We start from the raw sequence: 26,106 nt of genomic DNA, 5'->3' as shown, positions 1-26,106 counted from the left end.
CTGCCCGGAGGACAACTGCCGGCAGTTGCCGGCGCCGCCCTATACCGTCACGGCTCGATGGCCGGGACGGAGGAATTTACGTGTCGATAAGTGGGGGAGTTTGGGTGTCGTTCGGGGAGTTCGCCCCAAGTCGCTGATTTGTCTCCCCGTGCTGAAGCAGGCCCAGCTGATCGGCGCGCTTTACCTGGAGAATAACTTGCTGCTCAAGGCATTCACGCCCGAGCGCGTCCACATTCTCGAATTCCTGGCCGCACAGGCCGTCATCTCACTCGAGAACGCCTATCTCTATTCGGATCTCCGGCGCAGCGAGGCCTTTCTCGCGGAAGGCCAGAAGTTGAGTGACACGGGAAGCTGGAGCCGTGATCTGGGCACCGGCAAGCTGATCTGGTCGGAGCAGAACTACCGGATCTTCGATCGGGATCCCAAGCAAGGACCGCCGCCAAACTACGACGAGTTCGTCGGGATGATTCATCCCGACGATCTTGCGGAATGGCGGAGGATTGCCGAGCCGGCGGTGGCAGAGGGCCGCTCTTTTTCGCATGAGTTCCGGATTGTTTCGGCCTCGGGGAAGGTCAAGCACGTCCACACGCGCGGACAGGCCATTTTTGATGACAAGGGCAGCCTGCGCGAATACATCGGAACCACGATGAACGTCAGCGAGCGGAAGCGCCGGGAGGATGCGTTGCGCGAATCGGAATTGGAACTTGCGCACGTGACGCGGTTGACAACGATGGGCGAACTCGCTGCGTCCATAGCCCATGAGGTCAATCAACCGCTGGCTTCGATCGTGACCAGCGCCGAGACCTGCTTGCTGCTCATGTCCAAACCGCAGCTCGACGTCCCGACGGCCATGGCAACCGTGGAGCGGATCGTTAGGGATGGACGGTATACGGGCGACGTCATCAGGGGCATCCGCGCCATGTTGCGAAAGTCCACGCCGGAGATCGACCGGCTCGATGTCAACGACCTCGTGCAAGAGGTCGTTGACCTGGTTCGGGGCGAGCTTCGGCAGAACGCGGTTGCCCTCGAAACCGCATTGGCCGCCGGTCTGCCCGCCGTTAACGGGAACCGGGTGCAACTCCAACAGGTAGTCGTCAACCTGGTAAAGAATGCGCTCGAGTCTATGGTGGCCGTGGCGGATTGGCACAAGGTGCTTCGCATCCGGACATCCCGCACGCTGGATGGCGTCACCGTCGAGGTAGAGGACTCGGGCGTCGGCCTGGATGAGGTTTCTTCAAAGCGGTTGTTCGAGCCGTTCTTTACGACAAAGCCCGAGGGGATGGGCATGGGTCTATCGATCTGCAGATCGATCGTCGAATCGCACAACGGTCAGCTGCTTGCCTTCTCGCTCACACCGTCCGGCAGCCGGTTTCAGTTCACGTTGCCTGTTTCTTCCCCGGATGCAGCCGAAGTGGATGTCACGCAAACCGGATGACGCCCCGGCGCACAGCCACACTCACGGCTTCAGTTCTGCTCGCGACGCCGAGCTTGGACAAGATCCTGTTGACATGAGATTTCACGGTCTCTTCCGTGATGCCCGCAGCCCTTCCGATGTCGCGGTTGCTCTTTCCGGTCGAGACCAGTTTCAGGATGTCCAGTTCCCTTCGAGAGAGCGCGTCAGACCAGACCGTTTCCGCCAGCTTGGCCGCGGCGGCCGGCGTCAGGTATCTTCCCCCCTCGGCCACTCGCAGGATGCAGGTCACCAGTTCTGCGACCGAGGTGTCCATCCTGATATAGCCGCGTGCGCCTGCCCTGAGAACGTCGTGAATGTCCTCGCCATGGTCGCATCGGGTCAGGTTGATGATGTACGCGCTCGAATCCAGGGCGCGAATCCTCTCGATGCCCTCCACGTCTGCGGCTTCGCCCGACGACAGGTTCATCAGGACAACGTCGGGCCGCAGCCGTGAGAACAACAACGCCCCCTCGCCGCCTGTGCTGGATTCGCCAGCAAGATCAAGTCGAGGCTCTTGTTCGATCACGCTGGCAATGCCACGACGAAGGATTGGGTGGTCGTCGACGACCAGAACTGAGTAGCTCATTTTTGATTTCCAGAACGAGGAACTTCCCTCAAGGCCGACCGAAAGAACATTGCCCGTAGACGGAGGAATCAGATCGCCCGTCGCGGTACGGGATGTAAAGATAGTCGCTCGCCTGTTCGACGGCTATACCAACATTGTGTTATCGGAGGGGCCGGCGAGCCGTGCCGCCCGCGCAGTTCTTGGTCGCGGGCCAAGAGAGCGCGCGCTTCGGTGCGACCTCTGGAGAGATCGAGCTCTCTCATCCGCCAGATCAACGCATGATCCAGAGCGTCGCCTATCGGAGGACGGCTGGCACCCTCGGACAGCCGCGATCCGGTAAGCGCTGCCTCTGGCCTGCCGCGCGGACGCCGGTTTTGGCGAATCGCGGCGACTTCCTCGGCGATCGCCCCTGCGCTACCGGCCTCTCAGGTACTGAGCGTCTGCAGTTCTCCTCGAATGATTCCGAGGCCTGTCCTTCCCAGCAGCCAGAGGATTACGAGGGTCGACAACGCCGCCAGCAGAAGCGCGAGGCTGTCGGTCACGAGTCCCGGTTCAGCCTGAGCAACCTTGAGCGCCGCAATTGCCGACGCAGCCATCGGAAAGCTAACGGCCCACCAGGCGACCCGAAACGGGCAGCACTGGCCAAGATGGCGAAGTCGCCCCAGCAGTACGACAAGCATGAAGATGGTCAAGACGTAGAGCGAGCGCCCGAACAGGTCCATCTGACCGGTCGTCGCCACGTAGGTCGACATACCAACAGCAAAGGGCGCCACAAGGATCATCAACGACGGCTGCAATGCCGGCGGCATCGGTGGCTCGAATATGAGACGTGAAAAGATGAGCGTAAACAGCGGAATGGTGAAGAAGAGGCCAACCGCCGTGCCGACCAGCATGAAGGCATGTGCTTGAGGCAACGATAGGTACGGCACGGCAAGCGGCATGTCCAACAAGCCCACTACCGGAAGAATCCACGCCGGCGTTGCGTGGGACATCTGATGCTGAGTGCCAAGCCACCGACTGACGATGTACACCGAAAAAACCATCATTCCCAACGCGCCGACTGCCCAGAGCGCTTGCGCGAGCAGCAGGCTCTGCGGCGCGATGACCAGAGGCAACAGCAGCAGGCTGACCCAGAAGGTTGCGAACATGTTGACGGCGATCGGATGGCGAAATTCCTCCCGCGCGGCCTCCGGGGCCGTCGCCATCTTGATCCCATAGGCGACGCAGACAACGGCGAAGTCCACCGCTGCGATCACTGCCAGTAGACCGGCAATCCACGCCGGTGCACCATAACGCAAATGCAGGGCGCCCCAGACGAGGCTCAATCCTGTCAGGCCCATGACAGACCCGAACAGACCCGCGGGCAGATACTCGAAGTAACCGGCCGGCTTGTCGGAAATCAAGCCGATGTTCGTGGGTGAGTTCATGAGCCCCTCTTCAGAACGATCTGCGTCAAGGCAGGTCACGGCGACCATTGCAGATCATCCAGTCTGGATTTGCTCGTCGGCAAGGGCAACCCACCAAGAAAGCAACCGGGTATCGGCCCGATGAGGCAGGTGGCGCGCAGGCAAGGCCCCTTCGGACCAGACCGCCACCCCGCGACAGTGGGATGCGGGCAACTCGGAGGGGAGCGCAAAATAGGCTTTGGACTGCCATCGACAGCAGCAACCGCATCTGCATGGAAAGCCCCAGCCTGTCCCGGGTACCAAGACGATTGGTCGACAAACCTGCAAGCAAAGAAATGGCCGAATTCTTCAAGACGTCGAGGGTTTGGGTCGTGGACTTTCTCTACGACGGCCGGGCGCGACGGTGGTTCAAAGCCTTACGCATCGAAGAGGACGCACGGCTCGTCATGGAGGCCACTTTGAGGGACCTCTACGGAGATCGCGCCAGTCTGGTGACCATGCGCGCAGCAACCGAATCGGAGGAACTCGACTATGTCAGGGGCGATACGCCACGTAACATCCTCTGTCCGACCGGACGCTGACCACGTGATTCAACCGAGCCCATCCAAAGTCGAGTCGGCTGCGTCTTACGTTCTGTTGCAGACCCTGCATCGCCACCTCCGAGCCCGCATACGGCTCAGAAGCGACGCAAGAGATACGATAGCGAAATGGCGGATCCTGGAGATCAGATCGTTTTTGTTGTGGACGACGACCCACGCATCCGCGAAGCTTTGTCGATGCTTCTGTCCACCTACGACCTGCCCGTCATCACGTTCGGGTCGGCAGCGGAGTACGTCGTGCATTCAAGGCCCGATATCCCGGCTTGCCTGGTTCTAGACGTCCACCTTCCGGACATCAACGGCTTGGAACTCCAAGGGCTTCTTGATCCGAGCAGCCCCCACATCGTGTTCATCACCGCTTATCCAGACATCCCCTCCTCGGTGCGTGCGATGAGGAATGGCGCAGTGGACTTTCTGACAAAGCCATTGAAGGAGGCTGAGTTGATTCGCGCGATCAACGCAGCCCTTGTGGAAAATCGTAACGCCAGGCTCAAACAGTCAGCACTGGCCGACCTGAAGGAACGTCTTTCACGGTTGAGTCCCCGCGAGCGTGAGGTGTTACCTTTGATCATCGGCGGCCTCCTCAACAAGCAGGCCGCCGCCGAGTTGGGGATCAGCGAGGTCACCCTGCAGATTCATCGAGGCAACATCATGAAAAAGATGGGTGCCAACTCCCTTCCCAATCTCGTAAGGATGGCGGGGACACTTCAAATACCGTTGACGCTGTCCCGGCAGTCGCTGAAAGGGCCACCTGATGCAGTCGAGAACTAGATCGCTATTGGCTGAACTACGGGCAGGGTGAATTGAAACACAGTGCCCCGAGGTGTGTTTGGAGTGACCCACAAGCGGCCATTGTGGGCCTCCACGATCGCGAGGCAGATAGGCAGACCCATACCCATGCCGTCAGCTTTGGTCGTGAACCGCGGGTGGAAGATTCGATCGATATCTTGCGCGCTGATTCCGGTCCCGGTGTCCGCAACCGATATCACTACGCCCGCGCCTTCGTGTTCTTCTGAATCGACGGATAGGATCCTGGGAGCATCTTGCTTGGCTGCCATCGCCGCAACGGCATTTGCGATCAAGTTGAGAAGCACTTGCTGCAACTCGATTCGATTTCCCTGAACTCGGGGGATCTTGGTGTTCGACTCCGTCCGGACCAGTATCCGGTGTTTCTGCAGATCTTCGCGTTCCAGCGCTAGCGCTCGCTGGACGAGCTCATTGACATCTAGCGAAGCCGTTGTCTGACTTCTAAAGTTCGCGCGGATGCTGTCGATCATCGCCGCAACACGGTGGCCATCCCGGACAACCAACTCGAACGCTTCTTTCGCCCTATGCAGATTGGGTGGTGCACGGTCGAGTAAACGAAGGCCCGCACCCGCTGTCATGACCATGGCTGTCATCGGCTGTTTGACCTCGTGCGCGATCGCAGCAGCGACCATATCGCCAGTCATTCGCCGCGCCTCTCGTTCGCGACGCTGACGCAGGAATGCATCGAGAATTGCTCCGTACAGCGCAGTCGTTTCGTACAGCAGAACCGTCAAAACCAGGCCGCTGGCCAAGAATCCGATAATGCGGACCGCATACGATCCGACACTAAATCGAACCGGATTAGGATAGTAGGCTAGGGATGCCTCAAACACGTGCAAGCAAGTCACAACGATCAACCAAAGATCGAGCACCGAGTGCCGTCGGCGCCATAGAAGGATAAGTGCCCAGACGTTGGCCAACGCTACGGGTACCCCAATCAGGATAGGCCACAGAGACGTAAAGCGAAGCGAATCGGGCAGCGCCACCTGGGGCAGTAACGCTTCACCTTCCAGGCAAAGGAGCGCCACCGCGTAGATCGCGGCTGCTGTCAACGACGCACTCAGGAAGATCTGTTCGCGCGCCGCGCGGCCCCAGAACCCCTCACTTGGAATCGCGTCCCTCTTTAGAAGTGCATAGGCAACCGTGAACAACGGAAAACCGATGTGCCAAAAGAACCACACCCATGATGTGCTTTGAGGGCCGCCAAAAAGGCCTCGCCCCGGCACAAATACCCCCGGGTACACGAGGACGAACGGGATCAATACGAGTGCCGTGAAGAGATATCCACTTCCGATAGCAAGAATCGCAGGCGATCGCAGAATAGAAAACTGGGCGTACAAAAGAATTGCTGCTATCAACTCGGACACAAACATCGCCGTCAAGTAGGCGGGGATGAAAGCGTCGACGCGCCTAAGTTGCACTGCCTTGAGGGGACCAAAGGTGATCAGGGCAAACACGATCAGGAAGCCGACGACGAGAGCGAGAGCCAGCTTTTTCTGCGCCGGGCCCGGTGACAAGTTTGAGAGGACGAGAGGCTGTTCGTCTGAGCTGCGGCTTCGGTCTTTCAGCATTTCGGAGTTTCCCAATTGCAGCCGGGCCAAGCCCAGGCGTCCGATTCACAAGCCTGAGATCGAAGGCTTGCGATGCGGTATACGGACATGCACGAACATCTGCCTGCTCGCCACCTTAGGCGGAACGTTTCCGTGGCCCAGCGCGATTTGGGCCATGGGTTGCGGAATCGTACGCCTCGACGACTTGTTGACTCAAGCCCGAGGCCGGTATCGTCACCAAGGGGCCGCTCACGCGCGGAAGTCGCGCTAGCACCGCCAGCGCGCGCACATACCCTCTCGCTTCACCTTTCAATCATCTGCGCAACCATGGCGCCGAGATGTCGTTCTCATCGGAAGGGCGTGCGAGCATTGCCAGCTCTGAGTTCATGCGCCAATCCAGCACTTCCTCTCTCACCTCGGCGAGCTCCTTGGGATCGACATCGCGCAATGCAGCCTGCTCCTTGGGGTCGGCATCCAGGTCATACACCTCGATCGGATCTCGGTCGAAGCTGTAGATGTATTTCCTGTTCCCGTGCCTGGCTGCCAAGAACGACCAGTCGATGCTGCTCGTGAAGTAGAGGCGGCGCGTCGGATCGACCGGATGCAGCAGGGACTCACCGGGCAGTCGCGCATTTTCGATCCGAAGACCCAGCAACTCCACGAGGGTGGGGACAATGTCGATTTGCTGGCGAGGACCGCGGACCGGCCCCGCCTTCAGGAGCCCAGGGGCGTAGATGAGGGTCGGAACATGCAGCCCTTCCTGATAGACCGCGTTGAGAATTTGCCGGGTGCCATGTTCATCGAACATCTGTCCATGATCGCCTACGAACACGAACACCGTGTCGTCGAGCACGCCGAGTTGCCGATAGCCTTCCATGAGGGTAGAGAGCACACCATCGATGTAACGCAGGCAGTTGTAATAGGACTCCAGGGTGTGGTTTGATACACCCTCGAACCTGATCCGCTTCCAGGTAGAGGGGGTCTCGAAGTTGTGGTGCCCCACATTCGTCATGATTGCCGTGAAGAAGGGGCGCTTCGCATCGACCTGAGCTGCCGTCCAGTCAAGAATGGGCTGGACCATCCATTCGTCCGCGATGCCGAAGTAGGTCACCCGCTCGGTTTCGGAGTTGCTCAGCTCCTGTTCGGTTCGGAGGTACTGCAGATGGAAGGTGTCGACGACGTCGAGGTCGCTCTGGAAATGCAGTGTGGTGGGTGTAAAGAAACTCGTGGCATAGCCCGCTTCTCTCAGTATCGAAGGAAGCGTGCGTATTCGGGCGTGCTTCCGGTTTTCAAGCGCCCATCTCTGCGTGCCCTCGTTGGCCAGCGGGTACTGGCCGCCGAGCACCGCGATCCAAGCGGCGGCGGTGCGGGGAATCACGGCCGACATGTCCTCTACAACCATGCTTTTTCGAGCCAACTGCGCCAAGAAGGGGGTTGTTTCGAGCCCGGGGTTGTGCACGGTCGTCGACTCCGCGCGCATGGACTCCAGCATGATGATCACCACGTTTCTGCGTTTCGTTCGGGCGGTTTCCCGAACAACCATCTGGGCGCTGTGCCAGCGGGGCTTGCCCGCCCGCTCGAACTCCTGAGCCACTTTCGTCCGGACTTCATCCATTGGCGTAGAGACGGCAGTCTTCGCCAGGACGATCAGAGTGCCTTCCGAGTGCCGCAGGAGGGCCAAGATGCCGTGCGCAGGTGCCGGAAGCAGCACGGCGAGCGAGAACGCCAGCGCAACCAGGCCGCCCGCGTACGAACGATACGAAGCTTGAAGAGGCGTCGTGGCAAGGCCGCGTTGCGCCCAGAACCACACCACAGCGAAGACGACGCCGCCTGAAACCGCCAGCGCCCGCATGACCGTTGCCTCGGGCGCGATGAGCGGCGCGACGTCGTCCATGTTGAGGACGGCGAACCACAGGATGCGAAAACTGGCGGGCTGGCCGGTGGCGAACTGGTAGGCCCAGTCGATCCCCACGACACCGCACAGCAGCACGACCAGAGATTGCAGCGCGACCACCGCGCCACGCTGCGCATGTCCTCTGGCGAAGTTGAGCACGAGGCCGAAAGTGAAGGTCACGATAGCCAGCGAGACGAGATCACGCCACAGGCATGCTGCCAGACCGATCAATTGAAGCTTCGTGGTGTAAAGCCAGACGCCGATCGTGTTGAGCAAGCCATCGTCGGGTTTGGGGACGGGAAAACCCAGCGCAAGCGCGACGACGACGCCGGCACCGATCAATGCAGCAGTCCATCGATACCTTGGCAGGAAAGTCCTTTGGATTGCGACGCCGAGCAGCGCCGCGGCGAGGAAGCGAACGGTGCTGAACCACCAAAGCCATTCAAGCCACGCGCCCCATCCTGCACCGTCCATCGGCACGGCGAAGATCGCGTTCATTACCAAGGGCACGCCAACCTCATCGCGGGGGCCGCTATTCTGATTCTGAAGGATCGCGGCGATCAGGTCATCCAGGACTGCAAGACCAGCTTCGTCATGCGGCCGGTCAAGGCAACGGCGACGCTCGTGTGACGAACATGATGCATGCGCGTGGTGCGTGCGCAGTGCGACCGCGTGGGCTGCGCCAGAGGCATTGGTGGCTGCAATCACCTGCAACCCTCCGTCGAGGCACCGGCGTTGAGGTTCCTTGCGCAGTGCGCCGCTTCGCGTGCCAGAGCGCCGAACTGTCGCCACGGTTGTTCGCGCGGCAGGGAAATGACTTCGGTGCTGCGCCTGCGATCACGATGGCGTTCCCTACAATGCTGCACCGCGGCACGCGACATTGTTGACGCCGGTTCGGCCCTTGATTTGCCAGCGGTTCGGCCCTGCCTCACCAGCGACTCCGAGCCTTGATCACTGTCGCGCGACGGCTGCACGCGCGCGGCTGGCCGACCTGGAGCAATCAATGAACCATCCGCAACTCCCCTCCTCCGATGACAGCGCGAAGCCCTCGCTGCTGCGTCGCATTCCACTCGCACTCGGCGCCTTCTTCGGCTTGTTGGCAGACGCCGATCTGGCTGCGCGGTATGCCGCATTGCGCCATGGTGCAGCATCGCCACCGATTCCGGCAGCGACTGCCTCGGTGCCTGAAACGCCCCCGCTTCTGAAGGAAGCGAGTCCAGATGCCGCGCTGCAGCTGCTTGCGCTGCTGCAACGTGACGCGCGGCTGATCGACTTCGTGGGTGAAGATCTTGGCGGCTATGCCGACGCGCAGATCGGCGCGGCGGCTCGCGTGGTGCACGAAGGCTGCGCCAAGGTCTTGCGCGAGCACTTCAGCATCGTGCCGGTGCGGGACGAGGCCGAAGGCGGCCATGTCACGCTGCAGGCCGGCTTCGATGCCGCCGCAGTGCGCCTGACCGGCAACGTGGTGGGTCAGCCGCCCTTTACCGGCAACCTCAGGCACCGGGGCTGGCGCGTCACTGAAGTGCGGCTGCCCAAGCTGTCCGAGCGCCACGATGTGCATGTGGTGGCGCCGGCGGAGGTGGAACTATGAGCGACCCGCGCTTCGCGATCGGCATCGACCTGGGCACCACCCACAGCGCACTCACGTACATCGACATCGCAGCCGGCGACGGCGAGGCGACGGTTCACGAAATACTGCCGATCCCACAGCTGACTGCTCCAGGCGCGGTCGAATCGCTGGCGCTGCTGCCGTCGTTCCTGTACCTGCCGCACGCCGACGAGATGGCCGCGGGCGACATGGCGCTGCCTTGGTCGGCGGACGGCCAGCAGGCCGTCGGCGAACTGGCCCGCAGTCGCGGCGCGACGACGCCGATCCGGCTCGTCTCGAGCGCAAAGAGCTGGCTTTGCCACCCCGGCGTCGACCGGCGCGCCGCAATCCTGCCGAACGATGCGCCGCCAGAAGTGGCGCGGGTGTCGCCGCTCGACGCCTCGATTCGCTACCTCGAACATCTGCGCAACGCCTGGGACCATGCACATCCCGAAGCGCCTTTCGGCGAGCAGGATGTCACTGTGACGATCCCGGCATCGTTCGACCCGGCCGCGCGCGAATTGACGGTCGAAGCCGCCAAAGCGGCCGGCTGCGGCTCCCTGACGCTGCTCGAAGAACCGCAAGCCGCGTTGTACAGCTGGATCGAGGCCACCGCCGCCGGGTGGCGCAAGCAGGTCAAGCCGGGCGACATCATCCTGGTGGTCGACGTCGGCGGCGGCACCAGCGACTTCTCGCTGATCGCCGTGCTCGAGCGCGACGGCAACCTCGAACTGCACCGCGTCGCGGTGGGCGACCATATCCTGCTCGGCGGCGACAACATGGACTTGACGCTCGCCCATGTCGTCGCCCGCAAGCTGGCCACGGCCGGCACCACGCTGGACGCCTGGCAACTGCGCGCGCTGACCTACGCCTGCCGCAGCGCGAAGGAAAAACTGCTCGGAGATGCCGCAGCAGCTGCGCAACCCATCGTCGTGCCCAGCCGCGGCAGCAAATTGATCGGCGGCTCGATCCGCACCGAGCTGACGCGCGATGAGGTCGGCGCGACGATCGTGGAGGGTTTCTTTCCCCAGGTCGAAGCCTCGGCGCGACCCGTCAGCCGCGTGCGTGCGGGCTTGTCGCAGTTGGGGCTGCCCTACGCGCAAGACGCGGCCGCCACTCGCCACCTGGCGGCGTTCCTCGGCCGGCAACTCGGCGCGGTCGCCGAACTGGAAGGGTTTTTGGGCGCTGGTGCCGGTCACGGCGTGGAGGGCGCGAGCTTCCTGCACCCGACGGCAGTGCTGTTCAACGGCGGCGTCTTCAAGTCGCCATTGCTCGCCGATCGAACGCTGGCAACAATCAACGGCTGGCTCGCCGCCGAAGGGGGCGAGCCAGCGCGGCTGTTGAGCGGTGCCGACCTCGACCTCGCGGTAGCCCGAGGCGCCGCCTACTATGGCTACGTTCGGCATGGTCACGGCGTCCGCATTCGCGGTGGCACTGCCTTCGCGTACTACGTCGGTGTCGAATCGTCGATGCCTGCGGTACCCGGCATCGAGCCGCCCGTACAGGCCCTGTGCCTGGCCCCGTTCGGCATGGAAGAAGGTACTGAAGCCGAACTGCCGGCGCTCGAACTCGGGCTGGTGATCGGCGAACCGGTTCACTTCCGCTTCTTCGCTTCGTCGGTGCGGCGCAATGACGGCGTGGGCACGCTGCTCGACGCCTGGACACCCGACGAGCTGCAGGAACTCGCGCCGATCTCCGCCACGCTGCCACCCGAGGGGCGCAGCCCCGGCGAAGTAGTGCCGGTGCGCCTGCATGCCCGCGTCACCGAGGCCGGCACTCTGGAACTCGAAGCTGTGCCGCGCAGCGGCGGCGAGCGGTGGAAGATCGAATTCGACGTGCGCGGCGAACGCCCGCAAGACGCCGCGGGGGTTTGAGCCTGTCTCTGGCATCAGCATGACTGCGACCTACACGGTCGGCATCGACCTTGGCACCACGCACACGGTGGTCGCCTATGCGGCAGCGAACGGCCAGGTCGCGGAGGACGCCATCCGCCTGTTCGACGTTGAACAACTGGTCGCGCCCGGCGAAGTGGCGGCGCGACCGCTGCTGCCGTCGATGCGCTACCACCCGTTGCCGGGCGAGCTGGTGCCGGGCGATCTGGTACTTCCGTGGATGACGGCCGGCGATGGCGACATGGCCGTGATCGGAAGCCTCGCGCGCCAGCTCGGCGCCCAGGTGCCCGGGCGGCTGGTGGTCAGCGCGAAGAGCTGGCTTTCGCATGCCGCGGTCGACCGGATGGCGCCCATCTTGCCTTGGGGTGCGGCGGCCGACGTGCCAAAGGTTTCTCCGGTGAGCGCGAGCGCGAGCTACCTCGCGCATCTGCGCGCGGCCTGGAACTACCGCTATCCACAAGCCCTGCTCGAAAACCAGGAATTGGTGCTGACCGTGCCGGCCTCGTTCGACGATGTGGCACGCGCACTGACCGTCGAGGCCGCGCGCGACGCCGGATTGCCCCAGTTGCGCCTTCTTGAGGAACCCCAGGCTGCGCTGTACGACTGGCTGTTCCGTCACCGCAATGGCCTTGCGAAGGCATTGGCGAGCACGCGGCTGGTGCTGGTCTGCGATGTCGGTGGCGGCACGACCGACTTGAGCCTGGTGCGCGTCGACTGGGATGGCCTCGAACCACGACTCGAACGCATCGCGGTCGGTCGCCACCTGATGCTCGGCGGCGACAACATGGACCTGGCGCTCGCGCATCTGGCCGAATCCCGCCTGCACGCAGCGGCGGGCGAGGCCGCGAATCGCCTGTCGGCGGGCCAGTTGTCGCAACTGGTGGAACGCTGCCGCTTCGCCAAGGAATTGCTGCTTGCTGCCGACCCACCGGCCAGCGCGCAGGTGACCCTGCTAGGCGCGGGTTCGCGCCTGATCGGCGGCGCCCGTTCGGTGGCGCTGGGCCGCGACGAAGTCGAGCGCATCGTGGTCGACGGGTTTTTCCCGCAGGTGACCGCCAGTGAACTGCCAAAGCGCGAGCGCGCCAGCGGCTTGGTCGCATTCGGCTTGCCCTACGCGAGCGACCCGGCAGTGACGCGCCACATCGCCGGTTTTCTGCGACAGAACGCGGAGGCCGGCTGGCCCGACGCGCTCCTGCTCAATGGCGGCGTGTTTCGCGCCGAGGCGATCGCCGCGCGCCTGCACGCGACGCTTGGCGCATGGCGCGGCGCGCCGCTGCAAGCGCTGCACAACACCAACCCGGACGTCGCGGTCGCGCGCGGCGCGGTCGCCTATGCGCTGGCGCGACGCGGCTTGGCGCCGAAGATCAGCGCCGGTTCGGCACGCAGCTACTTCCTGCCGCTCGACGACGGCAACGGGCGAGCCGTCTGCGTCCTGCCGCGCGGCAGCGAAGAAGGCCGCGAGATTCGGCTTGAGGAACGCAGCTTCGACCTGCGCATCGGCGAACCGGTACGCTTCCATCTCGTAGCGGTCACCGGCGATACCGGAGGGCAGCCCACGCCGCTGGCTGGTGACCTGGTCGACCTCGACGAACGCGATGTGCAGCCGCTGCCACCCGTGGCCACCGTGGTGCGGGCCGACCGCGGCACTGCGCGACGCAATATCCCGGTGCAACTCACGGCGATGCTGACCGAGGTTGGCACGCTCGAAATGCACTGCATCTCCGCCGAGAAGCCGACGCAACGCTGGAAGCTCGAATTCCAATTGCGTGTGGATCCGGCTGGCGCGGCAGCCGCGGGGGCCGGCCTTCCGCCCCGCTTTGGCGAAGCCGTCGAGCACATCGAGCGGGTTTTCGGCGCGCGCGACCGCCAAGTGGGACCCAAGGCCGTCAAGCAGTTGCGCACGCAGCTTGAGGCCCTGCTCGGCAATCGCGAGCGGTGGTCGACCGCGCTGCTGCGTCCGCTGTTCGACGCGCTGTGGCAGCGAGCGCGTGGCCGCCATCGCTCGCCCGACCACGAGCGCCTATGGCTGAGCCTGGCGGGCTGGTGCCTGCGGCCGGGTTTCGGGGATGCACTCGACCCCTGGCGCATCGAGCAGCTGTGGCCGCTGTTCGAGCTGGGGGTCCAGCATGGCCACGAGCGCCAGGTCAACACCGAATGGTGGACGCTGTGGCGCCGTGTCGCCGGCGGCCTGGAGGAAGCTGCACAGCAACGCCTGCTCGAGGATTTCGCGATGAACCTGCAGGGCGAGGAGATGGGTGTCCACGAACGACCGTCGCGGCTCGTCAAGGGGAGTTGGGACGACATGGTGCGCATGGGCGCTTCGCTCGAACGCATACCGGTCGAACACAAGGTCGAGATCGGCGACTGGCTCGTCGAGCGCCTGCAGCAGCGCGGTAGCGATCCGCAGGCACGCGACACGTGGACGCTGTGGGCCATCGGTCGCATCGGCGCGCGCGCTCCCCTCTACGGCAGTGCGCACGGCGTGGTGCCGGCAGGTCGCGCCGCCGCCTGGCTCGAAGCACTGCTTGCGCTGGACTGGAGGCGCATTGAAGGGGCTGCTGCAGCCGCTGCCAGTCTGGCCCGCCTCTGCGGTGATCGCGCTCGCGACCTGCCGCCCGAAGCGCTCGAACGAGTCATCTCGCGGCTCGAAGCCCATCGGGCTCCGTCGGCGTGGATCGCTCGCGTGCGCGAAGTCGTTCCGCTCGACGAAGCCGGAGAGCGCGGCATGTTCGGCGAAGCGTTGCCGCCGGGCTTGAAGTTGATCGGCTGAGTGCCGACGAACAGAGATCCCTTTTGCCTTGACTTGTCGTTGTGCCCGTCGGTATCGCGCTCGCCGACACAGTGGCCCTGGAGGCGTACGTCGATGCGCGGGAAGTTACTTCCGAGCGCACGCGCTGCATTCAAGAGGCAAGCTGCCAGTGAATCAAAGCCAGCGTCGCGATACCCCGGCCGTTTGAGGGGCAGCAACGTCGTTCTGGCGTGGGGCCGTGTCACCCATGCGGCGTCATCCTGCCGGAAGCCAAGATTCGCATCAGAGCCGAATGGTGGAGAGACGCAAAGCGCAGCGGCTTCCTCAACCTGGTGGATGCCGAACACCCTGCCATCAACGCATACTGGGCATCGTCGAGTCGGTGGGACACTTGCTCGCAGTTCCCAACGCATGCCCAGCAAGGCAGCGTGTGCGCGCCCTGCCCTTAACCCGCGCAAAGCGTTAAAGGAAGATGAAATGAAGAGCTGCAACTCACAGGAGAATCAGACCACGCGTCGTATCCCGCTCATGGCGTGCGTCACTGTTTTCATCGTAGTCTTCGCGGGCGCGCTGTCGCAGCCCGCGCGCGCGCAAATCGCCGGCGAGCTGATGCTCGTCAACGCGAAGACCGGCAAGTGCCTGACGATCGCCGGGGGAGTGAGCACTGAAAACAACATCGAAGCCGCGCAGTTCGATTGCGACAGCGATCCGTCACGCCGCTGGACGCTGAGAGCGACGACCGGCGACAAGATCTACCAGATCAAGAACGTGCAGACGGGGAAGTGCCTGACGATCGCCGGAGGCGTGAGCACGGACAACAATGTGGCCGCTCTTCAGTTCAACTGCGACACCCATCCGTCGCGCACCTGGAGGATCAGCGACGTGACCGGCAGCGGCGTCTACCAGATCAGGAACGTGCAGACGAACAAATGCCTGACGATTGCCGGAGGCGTGAGTACCGCCAACAACGTGACGGCTCTTCAGTTCAATTGCGATACCGATATGTCGCGCCGCTGGACGATCAGGCAGAAGCTGTAGGGGCAAGGAGTCGGGCGGTTCTCAGCCTGTGACCTGGTGATTTTCTGGCGAACCATACTCGGGGTTCGGTCCAATCGCAATCCGCCCAGAAGCCCATCGCCGCATGCCGAGTCAGGAGTCCCTACTCCGCCCCATGCCGGGACGCAGGTCTTGATTTTCTACGCGCGATGAAACAACGACGAGGTCGCGGGCCTGGTCTACATCGCCGCGTTTGCGCCCGACAAGGGCGCGTGGAAATCGAAGCCGAGCTGGTACCTGGTGGCTACCGACGACAAGATGATTCCACCGCTGGCGCAACGCCTCATGTCCAGGCGCGCGGGTGCGACCGTCGTGGAAACCGGGGGCAGCCACGCGGTCTATGTGTCGAAGCCCGAGGTGGTCGCCGAGTTGATCGAAAAGGCTGCCTCGAATGTGAAGGTCGCGGCCAAGTAGACAGGCTGCTGCGCGCGCTCGACTGGAGGCCATTTCGAATGTGTTGATCGTCGAATCCGACACCTATCGTTGAGAATCAGGACAGCGACGACCCAACGAGTAATACTGGACGGTGATCAGCAGGACGTCGCCACGGCAGCCGGTCCAGACCGGTGCGGAGATGTTCCACATGAAGAACCGTGACCTCTCGAGCTTCTGGCGATGCAGCCGCTTCATGATCGCAGCTGTGATGGCGCTCGGTTTCTTGCTGACGGTATCCTGGGGCGACGTCACGCCGGCCAGCGCAGCCGCAGATGCCATTCCCCTGGCGGTGCTCGGTGATTCGACCAGCCATTCCTATCAAGACCGAACGGCCTTCCCGCCTGGCACTCGCGAGCGGGGAGGCGCATTTCACGCGCGCACGTTTCAATGGACTGAAGTGCTGGCGCAAATGCGCGGCGACGAGCTCGACCTCGGTCCTTGGGTGCTGTGGGGGCAGCCCGGTGTGATCGCGTGGGCGCGCGAATTGCTCGGTCTGACGGTCTCGCGTGCGCCGAGAAAGGAGGACTACCTCTATGACTTCGCCAACTCAGGAGCCGCTTGCAAGAATCTGATGGGTGACCGGCTCGGCCAGCGATTTCGGCAAGCGCCGCGCCTGGTCTCGCTGATGGACCGCGAGCCAGAGCGCTGGCGCCGCGGCGTGGTGGTCATCTACATTGGCGCCAACGATTGGAGCGGCTTGCTCGACCTTCAATCACGCGACCCCTTGGCGCCAGAGCTTCATCGAACAATCGATTACTGCAAGCAACAGATCAGCGCCGCGATCTCGCTGATCCACGCCTCGCATCCATGGACCCGCATCTTGCTAGTAGGGCTGGTCAACCAGGCTGACGATCCGGGCAATCTGGACAAGTACCGCACTGCCTTTGCGATGACCAACATCAGGAAGGCGTTGGCCAACGCCAATGCCGAGTTGCGCAAGATTGCCGATGCCGATCCGCAGCGGATCGCGTTTGCGGACATCGACGCCTGGTTCGTGCAGCGTTGGGGCCAACGAGGGCCCGACGGAGAACCTGCCTACAAGGCATTGACCATCGGCTCCGGAATCCGCGTCACCAACACCACGGGCGATGAGCCAGAACACACCGTGCTACGGGACGGACACTGGGGCGCCGTCGCCAACGCAATCTGGGCGCAACAAATTGTCGAGCGCCTGCGGGAGGCGTTCGCTCTTCCCTTGAAGCCCATCAGCGACGGCGATGTGGCCCGCTTTCTCGCCGGCTAGCAATGCCTCGACGAAGCGCCGGGCGCGCCAAAGTCACTTTTGCGCGCGGTCACCGCCTGACCCATCTGCCGTCGGGCATGGCGCTGTTCTCCGGACGAGCGTACATCGACATTTCAGTCTGGATCTTCCACTCCAGCAACGCTTGCTTCAGCTGGTCGGACTCGGCCGCCGTGGGATTGGGCAGCGCCTTCTCTTCGGCGGGATCGGCCGCCAGGTCGAACGCCATGATCGGCGCGCGGTCGAAACTGTAGATGTACTTCTTTTCGCCGCGCCGAAGAGCGAGGTATGCGGATTCAATGCTCGCGGAGAAATACATCTCGCGATTCGCATCGACTGGCTGCAGCAGCGAAACGCCAGGCAGTCTGGCGTGCTGCACCTGATAGCCCAGCAATTCCGCGACGGTCGGCAGAATGTCGATTTGCTGGCGCGGTCCCTTGACCACGCCCTTGATCGATGGGTCGCCCGGCGCGTAGATGAGCATCGGGATCTGCACGCCTTCCTGATAGAGCGCATTGAACGCCTGATTGATGCCGTGCTCGCCGAAGAATTGCCCGTGGTCGCCGAGAAACATGAAGACGGTGTCGTCCAGCACGCCGAGCTCCTTGTAGCCGGCCATGAGTTTCGCGAGGACATCATCGATGTACAGCAAGCAGTTGTAGTAGGCCTCGAGCGTCGGGTTGGAAGCGTTCGGAAAAGGCACCTTTTTCCAGGTCTCCGGCGTGGTGTACGGATGGTGGCCCACGCTCGTCATGATGGCTGTCATGAATGGCCGCTTGGCTGCCTTCTGCGCGCGCGTCCACGCGAGGATGGGCTCGACCATCACCTCGTCGGCACCGCCCATGTAGTTGGCGTGGAGGGACCGCAGCTTGCTGAGGTCGTCGTCATCCACGACCGTTTCGAAACCCAGGGCGTCGACCATCTGGTTCTCGTTGAGCAGATGCAAATGCGTCGGCGTGAAAAATGAAGTGGCATATCCGACTTCGCGCAGTGCCGCCGGCAGTCCGCGGACGCGCGGCAACTTTGTGTTTTCCGCGCTCCATCGCGCGCTCCCTTCATTGGTCAGCGGGTACTGTCCACCGAGGATCGCTATCCACGCGCTGGAGGTGCGTGGCACCACGGCGCTCATGTCCGGCACCATCAGGCTGTCCCGGCTGAGGCTCGCGAGAAACGGCGTGGTTCCCAGTTCCGGGTGATGAATCGAGGTTGACACCGCTCGCACCGACTCCATCATCACGATCACGACATTCTTGATCTTCTTCGGTTCGCCTGTGGACTGGAACTTCATGCCGGCGCTGTACCAACGCGGGCGGTTCTCTTTGTCGAACGCCTTTTGCGCCACATTCTCGGCTTCTGCGTAAGGCGCCGATATTGCAGTTTTCGACAGGGCAATCAGCGAGCCTTCGGCATATCGCTCCAGTGGCACGCTGCCAACCGGAATGACAGGCAGCAGCAGCGCAGCGGTTCCTGCGAGCGCGAACGCCAAGCCGCGGCTGGTGCGAAGCGCAGGTTTCTCCCGGCCTGAGGTGCCGAGGTCTCGCAGATACCAAGCCCAGGCTATCGGCAAGAGGATGCAGAGCGTCAGCGCGATGACTCTGCCCGGCGTGACTTCGGCGCCAACGAGGGGAGCAAGGTCCTGCGGATGCGCCAGGCTGAACAGCAGCACCGCGAAATTGGGCGGCTGCCCGATCGCGACCTCATAGACCAGGTCCACGCCAACGAGCGTGCACAGCACGACGATGACGATCTGGAAGAACGTGTACAAGCGGCGAAACGCACCCTCCGACGCAAATCGCAGCAGCGCGCCCATCACGAGTGCGATCAGCGAGACGGTCGCCAGCTCGCGCCAGACGATGGTCGCGAAGATCACCGGCTCCGTGTAGAGGTTGTGAGCCCAATCCCTCATGATGCTGGCCACCGTCTGATCGGGCTTCATGCGCAGCGTCGAGGACCGAAGCGACAAACAAGCCGACGAAGATGGCGACCCCGGCCATCGGGTGCCGCCGAAACATCAGGCGTTGCACCAGCCAGGCGACGGCGATCATCGCGGCGAGTCGCAGCACGCGGACGCTCAGTGGACTGGCAAAGACGATGGCCGCCATGGCGACGTCGACCTTCATCATCTTCGCGCCAATGAGGCACAAGGCAAGCGGCGCGACCACCAACCAGGCAACAAGCCAGGGACTCTGAGCCGCTGATCGCAGATTGAATCGAGTGCGCTGCATTGGTTCGTCCGACGGTTTCCCGAGGCGTCAGGAGTGACTGGCAGGGTGGGGAGTCCTACCTTGCCGACTCATCGAAGATCAATGGAAAAGCACCATGTCAAGGGTGCAAACCCGTCATCCGATGCCGCGACCCCGTGTAGTCCCACGCCTTCGTTACATGTAGCATATATGACAAACGTATTACAACAGAGGCAAGCATGGACGTGCAATCGATTGGCGCGACCGTATCCGGCGCAGCCCCTTTGGCGGGATTGATTGACCTTGCAGACCGAGCGCCATGGCAGGCGCTCGACAAATCCTCTTTCTCATTTCGTCACGGATTGGCGCATGACCCGCTTTTCGAGCTGTCTCGATTAGGCGCTCTGTCCGAAAAAGTATTCGATCGCGCGAACTACGCGCGCTACTTCCAGCCCGACGAACTCAAGCTAGGAATACCCGAACTCCGGCGAAGGCTCCGAAACGCCATTGAGACCGTCGGCAGCACGCACAGATGGCTCGCGATTCACTACGTCAATGAGATGGATACCGCCTTTGAGGAGCTTTACCAGGACCTGTTGGCGCACGTCGAAGAACTGGCGGGCTTCCCGATTCGCAAATGCATGACCTGGGGCAGCATGTCGGTCTTCATGAACTCGCCCGGCTTGGTTGCCCCGTATCACTTCGACCACGAGACCAATTTTCTATTGCAGATCCGCGGCGAAAAGTACGTGACGCTCTATCCAAGCCGCCTGGCGGTGACCGCGTCCGAGGTCGAAGACTTCTACAGACACAACCCCATCGCAGGCCACTATCGCGACGAGATCGAGGACATCGGCACCACCTACCAGCTTCTCCCGGGTATCGGGGTCCATCATCCTCCGCTGGACCCGCATCTCGTCAAGAACGGCAAGGAGGTATCGGTAAGTCTGTCGTTCTACTACACGCTGCCCGAGACCGACTACCGCGCCCGGGTCCATCAAGTCAACTTTTTTCTGCGCAAGCTAGGCGTGCAACCGCGACCGCCGGGAGAATCCCACTTGATTGACGACACCAAGAATCGAGTCATTCGGGCGCTCTCCAAATCGAACCCGCGCACCCATGATGAAGCTCTGTATTCGGGCGTCAAGCGTCTCACGGCGCCGGCGCGTTTTGCGAAAAGTGTACTTCGGCGCGTCTCGGGCTAGTCGTCCATCCATTGACGCCGCCCTGCCCTCCTGGAGCACCAGCGGACCCTGAAGCCGGACCGCAGGGTTCGCATCGTCAAGGCTTTCGCCACGAGGCCGCCGGCTACCCAACATTGAGGGCGCAGGCCGAGAACCGTTGGACGTAGTCTCTCCTTACGTCGCAGATCGGGGCGACACCAACGGACATTGGCAGGGAGCACTATGACAACTCGAAACCTCGAACTCGACAACATTCAGGGCAATATCCTTGGGGGATTCAACAAGGATTTTCAAACCTTTGTACTTCTGAAGTTCTTGAGTCCCGAGACTGGAAGAGCGTGGCTGAGCGAGATGGGTGACGAAGACAACGAGTTTGGCGTCGCAGCCTCGAGCAGCGAGCAGGTGCTGCGATTCAACGCGCAGTTCAAGGCGATCACGGCGGAGGGTAGATCGCCCGAGAACTTCATTGAATCTGCATGGACCAATCTATCTATCTCATTCTCGGGGCTGGAATTCCTTGGGGTCGCTGCTGCTGATCTGACAGCGTTTCCGGACGCATTCCGAGAAGGGATGGCTGCTCGCAACGTCCTTCTGGGCGATGTCGATTCCAGTGATCCGAGCCAATGGGTGACGCCATTCGGTTCGCCGGATGTACACGCGCTCCTGGTTGTCGCGGCGGATAGCGAAGCGAGGCTCGCAAGGCGACTCGCTCACATTCGCGCGACCGGTGCATTTGTCAACGGCGTTGACAGCCTCCTGGAAATCCAGGGCCGAACCCGCATGGACATGCCACATCAAGCGGGGCACGAGCATTTCGGGTTCAAGGACGGTGTGTCCCAACCCGGCATCCGCGGCGTCACGATTCCCGATGACCCGATCGGAAATCCCGACCAAGGCCACCCAGGACAGGATCTTCTTTGGCCCGGCGAGTTCGTCCTTGGCTATCCCGCGCAAGATCCGGTCGCGGAGCCCGGCCATGACGGGCCGAACCGCATTCCCGGGCCGATCAGCACCTCCGGGCCCGAGTGGACGGTCGACGGCTCCTATCTGGTCTTTCGCCGCTTGGCCCAGGATGTCCCGGCCTTTCAAAGCCACGTGGCGGCTCTTGCAGCCGCCCATGGATTGCATCCCGACCTCATGGGTGCCAAGCTGGTCGGTCGCTACAAGAGTGGTTGTCCGGTCGAGGCGCGCGCGTTTCAACCGACGCCGTTCGTGCCTTTTCCCACCGATCCGGAGGTCTTTCAGCCGGGACTTGCCGACAGCGACACTCTCAACAACAACTTCGAGTTCGGGGACGACGCAGACGGCGCCCTGTGTCCGCTCGCATCGCACATTCGCAAGACTTATCCACGAGATGAGGTCACTCCGGCCGGTCAGGCGAACAGCGAAAGCAATACCCAGACGCACCGACTGCTACGACGCGGAATCCCGTTTGGCGGATCGTTCGGCGCTTCGACGGGGGGGGGGTGCCGATGATGCAAGGGGATTGGTTTTTCAATGCTATCAGCGAAGCATCGAGGATCAATTCGAGTTCGTTCAACGCGCTTGGGTCAACAATCCCAACTTTCCGCCAGGTGCCGTGGGCGGGGTTCCGGGTGAAGATCCGATCATCGCCCAGAGTGCCAGCGGGCCATTCCAATTCTCCCCAGGTTCAGCAGCCGGATCGGTCAATCATTTCGTCACCACGACGGGCGGCGAGTACTTCTTCTCCCCTTCGATCGACGCGCTGCGCCGGCTGGGTTCGGGCGCAATTTGAGAAGACCGAGTCAAACGGTGGGGTGTGCCGATGCCAACCACTGCCTTGCTCACGGCCGATCCGTCGCCCATACTTGCGCTCGACACGGCCCCACCTCGGGAGATTCCATGAACCTCTGGCTTGCCGATCCGCGCGGCTTCTGTGCCGGTGTCGAGCGCGCGGTCAGAATGGTCGAAGAGTTGCTCGCGTTGAGTGCCGAGTCCGTGTATGTACGTCATGAGATCGTGCACAACCGCAGCGTGGTGGAGCGCCTGCGCGCGCTCGGCGCAGTGTTCGTCGACGAAGTGGTGCAGATCCCCGCGGGCGCACTGGCAGTGGTCAGTGCCCACGGTGCGCCGCCTCAGGTGTTCGAAGATGCCAGGGCCCGGCGACTGCGGCTCTTCGATGCGACCTGCCCGCTGGTCAGCAAGGTGCACCTGGAAGTCATCGCGCACGCCCGAGCCGGACGCACCGTGTTCCTGATAGGTCACCGCGGCCATGTCGAAGTCGATGGCACGCTGGGCCATTACGCCAATCCTTCAGGCGGTGGGATTCAGGTCGTTCAGGATGAGCAGGAGGCTCGCCGCGTTCAGGCACGCGACCCTCGGGAGGTCGCCTATGTCACGCAGACCACACTGGCGGTCGATGCGGTGCAGCGTGTCGTGGGTGTGCTGCGCGAGCGCTTTCCCGCGTTGAGGGCGCCCCACCAAAGCGACATCTGCTACGCCACGCAGAACCGCCAGGATGCGGTGCGCATGCTGTGTCGCGTCAGCGAGCTGGTGCTGGTGATCGGAGCGCCGCACAGCTCCAACTCGCTGCGCATGGTCGAAGTGGCAAAAGAAGCCGGCGTGGCCGCGCATCTGATCGAATGCGCCGCGGAGATCGATCCTGTGTGGCTGGCCGACCTGGAGAACCTGGGACTGACGTCAGGCGCCTCGGCCCCCGAGCTGCTGGTGACCGAAGCGATCGCTCGTGTTCGCCAGTGCCGTGCGGACGTCACGATTCGCCCGCTCGGCACGCCGGAGGACATGGTCTTCAAACTGCCGACGGCTTTGGTCGAAATGCGGGATCGCCGCGGCGCTACCGCGATGCTGCGACCACCCGTTGTTCCAGACATCATTGGCGCCAGTCCGCGCGCAGGTCGCGATCAGCGCGTCATGCGCTCGAAAGAGCAGCGATGACTTCGAACACGGTCTTCCCCAAGTCGCTTGCTTTCACCGAGCTGCCGCTGGCGTTCGAGGCGCTGCCTTCGCAAGTCAGCGCGGACTCACCGCTGGACCTTTTGTTCACGGTGTTCCCGGCGCATCCCAGCAATCAGCTGACCGTGGGGCGCAGGTCGAACGGCCTTGAAAGCCTTTCGGTCCGGGCATGGCCGGATGGGATCGACCCCGCCACCGGCGCGCAGCGCTTTCGAGTCAAGCTGCCCCCAGTGGCGCCGGGCGAGACGGCAGAGTATTCGCCGGTCGTGACGCGCGCGGGGCTCGTCGTTCAGACGCTGCCTGTTCGCTCGACGCGTGGGATTCGGGCGCCCGCGACGCCGACGGGTCCAGACACCGCGCATCCGCTTCCGACGGGCGAGCCGCGCTATCAGTGGGCCTCGGAGTTCCTTGGTGCATTCACCGTGCAGCTCATCGATCCGCCCGAGTCGTTCGGGCCGGGCCCCGACGGGATGCACATCACCTACTACATCAAGTCTGGCGAGATCCGCGGGCCCAAGATCAACGGCAAGGTTCGCGGCGGCGACTGGATGGTCCTGCGCCACGACGGAGTCGGTGTTGCCGAGTCACGCATCAGCTACGAGACGGATGACGGCGCCCTGCTCTTGTCGCGTTACTACGGCATCTTCGAACTGGGGCCGGATGGATACGAGCGCGCGGTGCGCAACGATTTCGACCCGGTACCGCCGTTGGTGCTGGCACCGCAATTCATCACATCGCATCCCGATTGGCTCTGGCTCAACCGATTGCAGTGCATGGCAGTAGGTCGTGCGACCATGGCGGACCTGACCGTTCGCCTGGACATCTATGCCATCCGCGCGGGTCAGCCGCTCGCCTCGTCAGGCCTGCCGCGCGTCAGTGCATCGCCCTTGATCGGAGACATTCATTGAGTCGGAGGCGAGTGGCGTCGTCCGCATCTCCTCAATGTTGAGGAGGTGTCGTACGGTTGAATCTTCTTCCTTTGATTGCCGCGACTCAGGCGGCGGCGCATAATTCCGCGGCTATCCGAAGGGATCGAAGATGGCCCAGTGTTTCGGCATTCCGCATCCGCGAGGGAGGCTCGAGTGGCTGAATTGAATTGGACGGATGCTCAGTGGCAGAACGTCAACAACGCCGTCACTGAGGCCTTCGGCAAGGCCAGCGTGGCGAGCGCGTTTTTACCGATGTATGGACCGCTTGCCGGCAGCGCCGAGGTCGTGCGCAATGAGCGCCTCATCGAGGTCGGCACGACGATCAGTCTCGACAGGGATCACAACGCTGTCAATCTCAAGCTCGTGAACCTGACCGTGAACGTCGAGCTATCGAGTGAGCAGATCGCGGATGAAACGCTCTCGAATGCGTTGCTCGCATTTCGTCGCGCGGCCAATATCCTCGCGCTGGAGCAAGACCTCGTCGTGTTCGCAGGCTACGGGCGGGGTTTCATGAATGAAAACTCGAGCTACGTGAGCAACCAAGTCGGCCCACAAAAAGGGCTGGCCGACCTTCCGGCAAGAGCAGGCTTTGACCTCCTGGGGCCGGCTTTGCCACCAAACGTTTCTCGGGGCCAACTCGTCATACCTGCCGTGGTGAAGGCGATGAACACCCTAGAAAGGAACTCGAACCCTGCGCCCTTCGCCTGCGTACTCGGCGACACCCTCTATGAAGCGGTTCACGACCCATCGCAGAGCTTGGTATTGCCTGCGGACCGAGTGACACCGATGCTAAGGGGCGGGCCGCTACTGCGTTCGGGAAAGATCGAGCCAGGGACGGGTATCGTTGTTTCTCTGGGTGCCAACGTGGTCGACATCGTAGTCGGAACACCGCCGACGGTGCAGTTCCTTCAGCGTGAGGTCAATGCGAAGTTTCTGTTCCGGGTGTACACGCGGTTCGCACTGAGGATCAGGGACGACTCCAAGCCGCCCGTCTCTGGATTCAGGATCACCGATCAAAACACGATTGCGCTTGAGGGCGCCAGGCTGAGGTCGCTGAGACCTTGAGCACACGGAGGCTGCGATGGGTAAAGACGACACGAAACCGAACTCAAACATGAATTCGGAGGACCTTGACGCAGTGAAGAAGGCGTTCGAGCCGAAACCAAAGGGCGATTCAGCGCACGCTTCGGCCGTCCCGGGGGAAGATGTTTACCATTCAGTCTTAAGGCTCGCGAGAGAAGCCGCAGACGCCGCAAAGGCTGCGGGCGAGGCAGCCAAGGCGGCGGACTTAGCGCATAGAAACACCAAGACAGCGAGTTCGCCGGAAGCATTGACGATGGCATTGACCGCTTGGAAAACGCAAGTGTCGCTTGCTTGCACAAGCGCTGACGCTTCCGGAAAAGCTGCAGAGGAAGCTGTCGCTAAAGCGAAAAGCGTGTCTAAGGCAGAGGAGGCAGTGAACGCGGGCATCACTGCAGAAAGGGCGCAGCAGGAGGCAGAGATCGCCAAGCTGGATGCGGAGCGGGTCTTGGCGACTGCGGCCGCCACCGCGCAAGGGATTGTCCAATCGGCTGCGGGCCCGAAAAGGTAGTCGCAGGCCTAAAGGTCGCTGGAACACGGAAGATTGAGCGAACGAACTGAC

The 26,106-nt window shown here is 62.7% G+C and carries 22 protein-coding genes; 17 read left to right on the top strand and 5 right to left on the bottom strand.

The features are described 5' to 3' along the window. The coding region (locus ACSFBL_RS04300; protein ID WP_435514503.1) for an ATP-binding protein at positions 1–1,435 on the top strand (1,435 nt) is incomplete at its 5' end. Here ACSFBL_RS04300 and ACSFBL_RS04295 read toward each other — a convergent pair. Next, positions 1,419–2,039 (bottom strand): LuxR C-terminal-related transcriptional regulator, encoded by a 621-nt coding sequence (locus tag ACSFBL_RS04295; protein ID WP_435514502.1) that lies wholly within the window; start codon positions 2,037–2,039, stop codon positions 1,419–1,421. The two genes, ACSFBL_RS04300 and ACSFBL_RS04295, sit on opposite strands and share 17 nt — an antisense overlap. A gap of 404 nt (positions 2,040–2,443) precedes the next feature. After that, the gene (locus tag ACSFBL_RS04290; protein ID WP_435514501.1) at positions 2,444–3,445 is read right to left on the bottom strand and encodes an SLAC1 anion channel family protein; all 1,002 of its coding nucleotides are present in this window, start codon (positions 3,443–3,445) and stop codon (positions 2,444–2,446) included. Between the two features lie 251 nt (positions 3,446–3,696). Between ACSFBL_RS04290 and ACSFBL_RS04285 the strand changes: the two genes are divergently transcribed. Together ACSFBL_RS04285 and ACSFBL_RS04280 are read left to right on the top strand one after the other, a co-directional pair. Beyond that, positions 3,697–4,005 (top strand): hypothetical protein, encoded by a 309-nt coding sequence (locus ACSFBL_RS04285; RefSeq protein WP_435514500.1) that lies wholly within the window; start codon positions 3,697–3,699, stop codon positions 4,003–4,005. 126 nt (positions 4,006–4,131) lie between these two features. Continuing rightward, entirely contained in the window at positions 4,132–4,794 is a 663-nt protein-coding gene (locus ACSFBL_RS04280) for a response regulator transcription factor (protein WP_435514499.1), read from the top strand. Here the strand turns inward: ACSFBL_RS04280 and ACSFBL_RS04275 are convergent. Both ACSFBL_RS04275 and ACSFBL_RS04270 read right to left on the bottom strand, forming a co-directional pair. Further along, positions 4,791–6,401: an MASE4 domain-containing protein gene (locus tag ACSFBL_RS04275; protein ID WP_435514498.1), complete on the bottom strand. Its 1,611-nt coding sequence runs from the start codon at positions 6,399–6,401 to the stop codon at positions 4,791–4,793. The two genes, ACSFBL_RS04280 and ACSFBL_RS04275, sit on opposite strands and share 4 nt — an antisense overlap. 292 nt (positions 6,402–6,693) lie before the next feature. Beyond that, positions 6,694–8,982 (bottom strand): LTA synthase family protein, encoded by a 2,289-nt coding sequence (locus ACSFBL_RS04270; RefSeq protein WP_435514497.1) that lies wholly within the window; start codon positions 8,980–8,982, stop codon positions 6,694–6,696. Between the two features lie 295 nt (positions 8,983–9,277). Here ACSFBL_RS04270 and ACSFBL_RS04265 point away from each other — a divergent pair, with 295 nt between their 5' ends. The 6 genes from ACSFBL_RS04265 to ACSFBL_RS04240 all read left to right on the top strand — a co-directional run bounded on the left by ACSFBL_RS04265 (position 9,278) and on the right by ACSFBL_RS04240 (position 17,237). Beyond that, positions 9,278–9,865 (top strand): DUF2760 domain-containing protein, encoded by a 588-nt coding sequence (locus ACSFBL_RS04265; RefSeq protein ID WP_435514496.1) that lies wholly within the window; start codon positions 9,278–9,280, stop codon positions 9,863–9,865. After that, entirely contained in the window at positions 9,862–11,736 is a 1,875-nt protein-coding gene (locus tag ACSFBL_RS04260; protein ID WP_435514495.1) for an Hsp70 family protein, read from the top strand. Before ACSFBL_RS04265 ends, ACSFBL_RS04260 begins: the two co-directional genes overlap by 4 nt. A 19-nt stretch (positions 11,737–11,755) precedes the next feature. Then, on the top strand, positions 11,756–14,524 hold the full coding sequence (locus tag ACSFBL_RS04255) for an Hsp70 family protein (protein ID WP_435514494.1): 2,769 nt from the start codon (positions 11,756–11,758) through the stop codon (positions 14,522–14,524). Between the two features lie 456 nt (positions 14,525–14,980). Further along, positions 14,981–15,541 (top strand): RICIN domain-containing protein, encoded by a 561-nt coding sequence (locus ACSFBL_RS04250; RefSeq protein WP_435514493.1) that lies wholly within the window; start codon positions 14,981–14,983, stop codon positions 15,539–15,541. A 192-nt stretch (positions 15,542–15,733) separates the two neighbouring features. Beyond that, positions 15,734–15,973: an alpha/beta fold hydrolase gene (locus tag ACSFBL_RS04245; protein ID WP_435514531.1), complete on the top strand. Its 240-nt coding sequence runs from the start codon at positions 15,734–15,736 to the stop codon at positions 15,971–15,973. 169 nt (positions 15,974–16,142) lie between these two features. After that, positions 16,143–17,237 (top strand): SGNH/GDSL hydrolase family protein, encoded by a 1,095-nt coding sequence (locus ACSFBL_RS04240; RefSeq protein ID WP_435514492.1) that lies wholly within the window; start codon positions 16,143–16,145, stop codon positions 17,235–17,237. Between the two features lie 49 nt (positions 17,238–17,286). Here the strand turns inward: ACSFBL_RS04240 and ACSFBL_RS04235 are convergent, their stop codons facing one another. Next, positions 17,287–19,044, bottom strand: coding sequence for an LTA synthase family protein (locus ACSFBL_RS04235; protein ID WP_435514491.1), 1,758 nt, complete (start codon positions 19,042–19,044; stop codon positions 17,287–17,289). Positions 19,045–19,168: 124 nt separating this feature from the next. Here ACSFBL_RS04235 and ACSFBL_RS04230 point away from each other — a divergent pair, with 124 nt between their 5' ends. The 8 genes from ACSFBL_RS04230 (at position 19,169) to ACSFBL_RS04195 (ending at position 26,055) form a co-directional block, all read left to right on the top strand. Next, positions 19,169–19,432: a hypothetical protein gene (locus ACSFBL_RS04230; RefSeq protein ID WP_435514490.1), complete on the top strand. Its 264-nt coding sequence runs from the start codon at positions 19,169–19,171 to the stop codon at positions 19,430–19,432. Between the two features lie 224 nt (positions 19,433–19,656). Then, positions 19,657–20,622, top strand: a complete 966-nt coding sequence (locus ACSFBL_RS04225) for a hypothetical protein (RefSeq protein ID WP_435514489.1) — start codon at positions 19,657–19,659, stop codon at positions 20,620–20,622. A gap of 201 nt (positions 20,623–20,823) precedes the next feature. Continuing rightward, positions 20,824–22,077 carry a hypothetical protein gene (locus tag ACSFBL_RS04220; RefSeq protein ID WP_435514488.1) on the top strand — a complete coding sequence of 418 codons (1,254 nt, stop codon included), beginning with the start codon at positions 20,824–20,826 and terminating at the stop codon, positions 22,075–22,077. Positions 22,078–22,087: 10 nt separating this feature from the next. Next, on the top strand, positions 22,088–22,357 hold the full coding sequence (locus tag ACSFBL_RS04215; RefSeq protein ID WP_435514487.1) for a hypothetical protein: 270 nt from the start codon (positions 22,088–22,090) through the stop codon (positions 22,355–22,357). A 107-nt stretch (positions 22,358–22,464) separates the two neighbouring features. Beyond that, positions 22,465–23,517, top strand: coding sequence for a 4-hydroxy-3-methylbut-2-enyl diphosphate reductase (gene ispH, locus ACSFBL_RS04210; protein WP_435514486.1), 1,053 nt, complete (start codon positions 22,465–22,467; stop codon positions 23,515–23,517). Beyond that, a complete protein-coding gene (locus ACSFBL_RS04205) occupies positions 23,514–24,443 on the top strand; it encodes a DUF3237 domain-containing protein (protein ID WP_435514485.1) in 930 nt (309 codons plus the stop codon). The genes ispH and ACSFBL_RS04205 overlap by 4 nt, the downstream gene beginning before the upstream one ends. Positions 24,444–24,617: 174 nt before the next feature. Further along, positions 24,618–25,529, top strand: a complete 912-nt coding sequence (locus ACSFBL_RS04200; RefSeq protein ID WP_435514484.1) for an encapsulin — start codon at positions 24,618–24,620, stop codon at positions 25,527–25,529. Between the two features lie 16 nt (positions 25,530–25,545). Continuing rightward, positions 25,546–26,055 (top strand): hypothetical protein, encoded by a 510-nt coding sequence (locus ACSFBL_RS04195; RefSeq protein WP_435514483.1) that lies wholly within the window; start codon positions 25,546–25,548, stop codon positions 26,053–26,055. The last annotated feature ends 51 nt before the right edge of the window (positions 26,056–26,106 follow it).

It is taken from the genome of Variovorax glacialis (assembly GCF_051216375.1).
Classification (GTDB): domain Bacteria; phylum Pseudomonadota; class Gammaproteobacteria; order Burkholderiales; family Burkholderiaceae_C; genus Variovorax.
This window is presented reverse-complemented; position numbering and strand designations above follow the sequence as displayed.

Bases quoted from the DNA above. Each gene is read 5' to 3' on its own strand.
- ACSFBL_RS04280 (WP_435514499.1), top strand. From the start codon at position 4,132: ATGGCGGATCCTGGAGATCAGATCGTTTTTGTTGTGGACGACGACCCA.
- ACSFBL_RS04225 (WP_435514489.1), top strand. From the start codon at position 19,657: ATGGACGTGCAATCGATTGGCGCGACCGTATCCGGCGCAGCCCCTTTG.
- ACSFBL_RS04250 (WP_435514493.1), top strand. From the start codon at position 14,981: ATGAAGAGCTGCAACTCACAGGAGAATCAGACCACGCGTCGTATCCCG.
- ACSFBL_RS04260 (WP_435514495.1), top strand. From the start codon at position 9,862: ATGAGCGACCCGCGCTTCGCGATCGGCATCGACCTGGGCACCACCCAC.
- ACSFBL_RS04255 (WP_435514494.1), top strand. From the start codon at position 11,756: ATGACTGCGACCTACACGGTCGGCATCGACCTTGGCACCACGCACACG.
- ACSFBL_RS04285 (WP_435514500.1), top strand. From the start codon at position 3,697: ATGGAAAGCCCCAGCCTGTCCCGGGTACCAAGACGATTGGTCGACAAA.
- ACSFBL_RS04275 (WP_435514498.1), bottom strand. From the start codon at position 6,401: ATGCTGAAAGACCGAAGCCGCAGCTCAGACGAACAGCCTCTCGTCCTC.
- ACSFBL_RS04240 (WP_435514492.1), top strand. From the start codon at position 16,143: ATGAAGAACCGTGACCTCTCGAGCTTCTGGCGATGCAGCCGCTTCATG.
- ispH (WP_435514486.1), top strand. From the start codon at position 22,465: ATGAACCTCTGGCTTGCCGATCCGCGCGGCTTCTGTGCCGGTGTCGAG.
- ACSFBL_RS04205 (WP_435514485.1), top strand. From the start codon at position 23,514: ATGACTTCGAACACGGTCTTCCCCAAGTCGCTTGCTTTCACCGAGCTG.
- ACSFBL_RS04230 (WP_435514490.1), top strand. From the start codon at position 19,169: ATGCGCAGCGTCGAGGACCGAAGCGACAAACAAGCCGACGAAGATGGC.
- ACSFBL_RS04195 (WP_435514483.1), top strand. From the start codon at position 25,546: ATGGGTAAAGACGACACGAAACCGAACTCAAACATGAATTCGGAGGAC.
- ACSFBL_RS04265 (WP_435514496.1), top strand. From the start codon at position 9,278: ATGAACCATCCGCAACTCCCCTCCTCCGATGACAGCGCGAAGCCCTCG.
- ACSFBL_RS04220 (WP_435514488.1), top strand. From the start codon at position 20,824: ATGACAACTCGAAACCTCGAACTCGACAACATTCAGGGCAATATCCTT.
- ACSFBL_RS04295 (WP_435514502.1), bottom strand. From the start codon at position 2,039: ATGAGCTACTCAGTTCTGGTCGTCGACGACCACCCAATCCTTCGTCGT.
- ACSFBL_RS04290 (WP_435514501.1), bottom strand. From the start codon at position 3,445: ATGAACTCACCCACGAACATCGGCTTGATTTCCGACAAGCCGGCCGGT.
- ACSFBL_RS04235 (WP_435514491.1), bottom strand. From the start codon at position 19,044: ATGGGCGCGCTGCTGCGATTTGCGTCGGAGGGTGCGTTTCGCCGCTTG.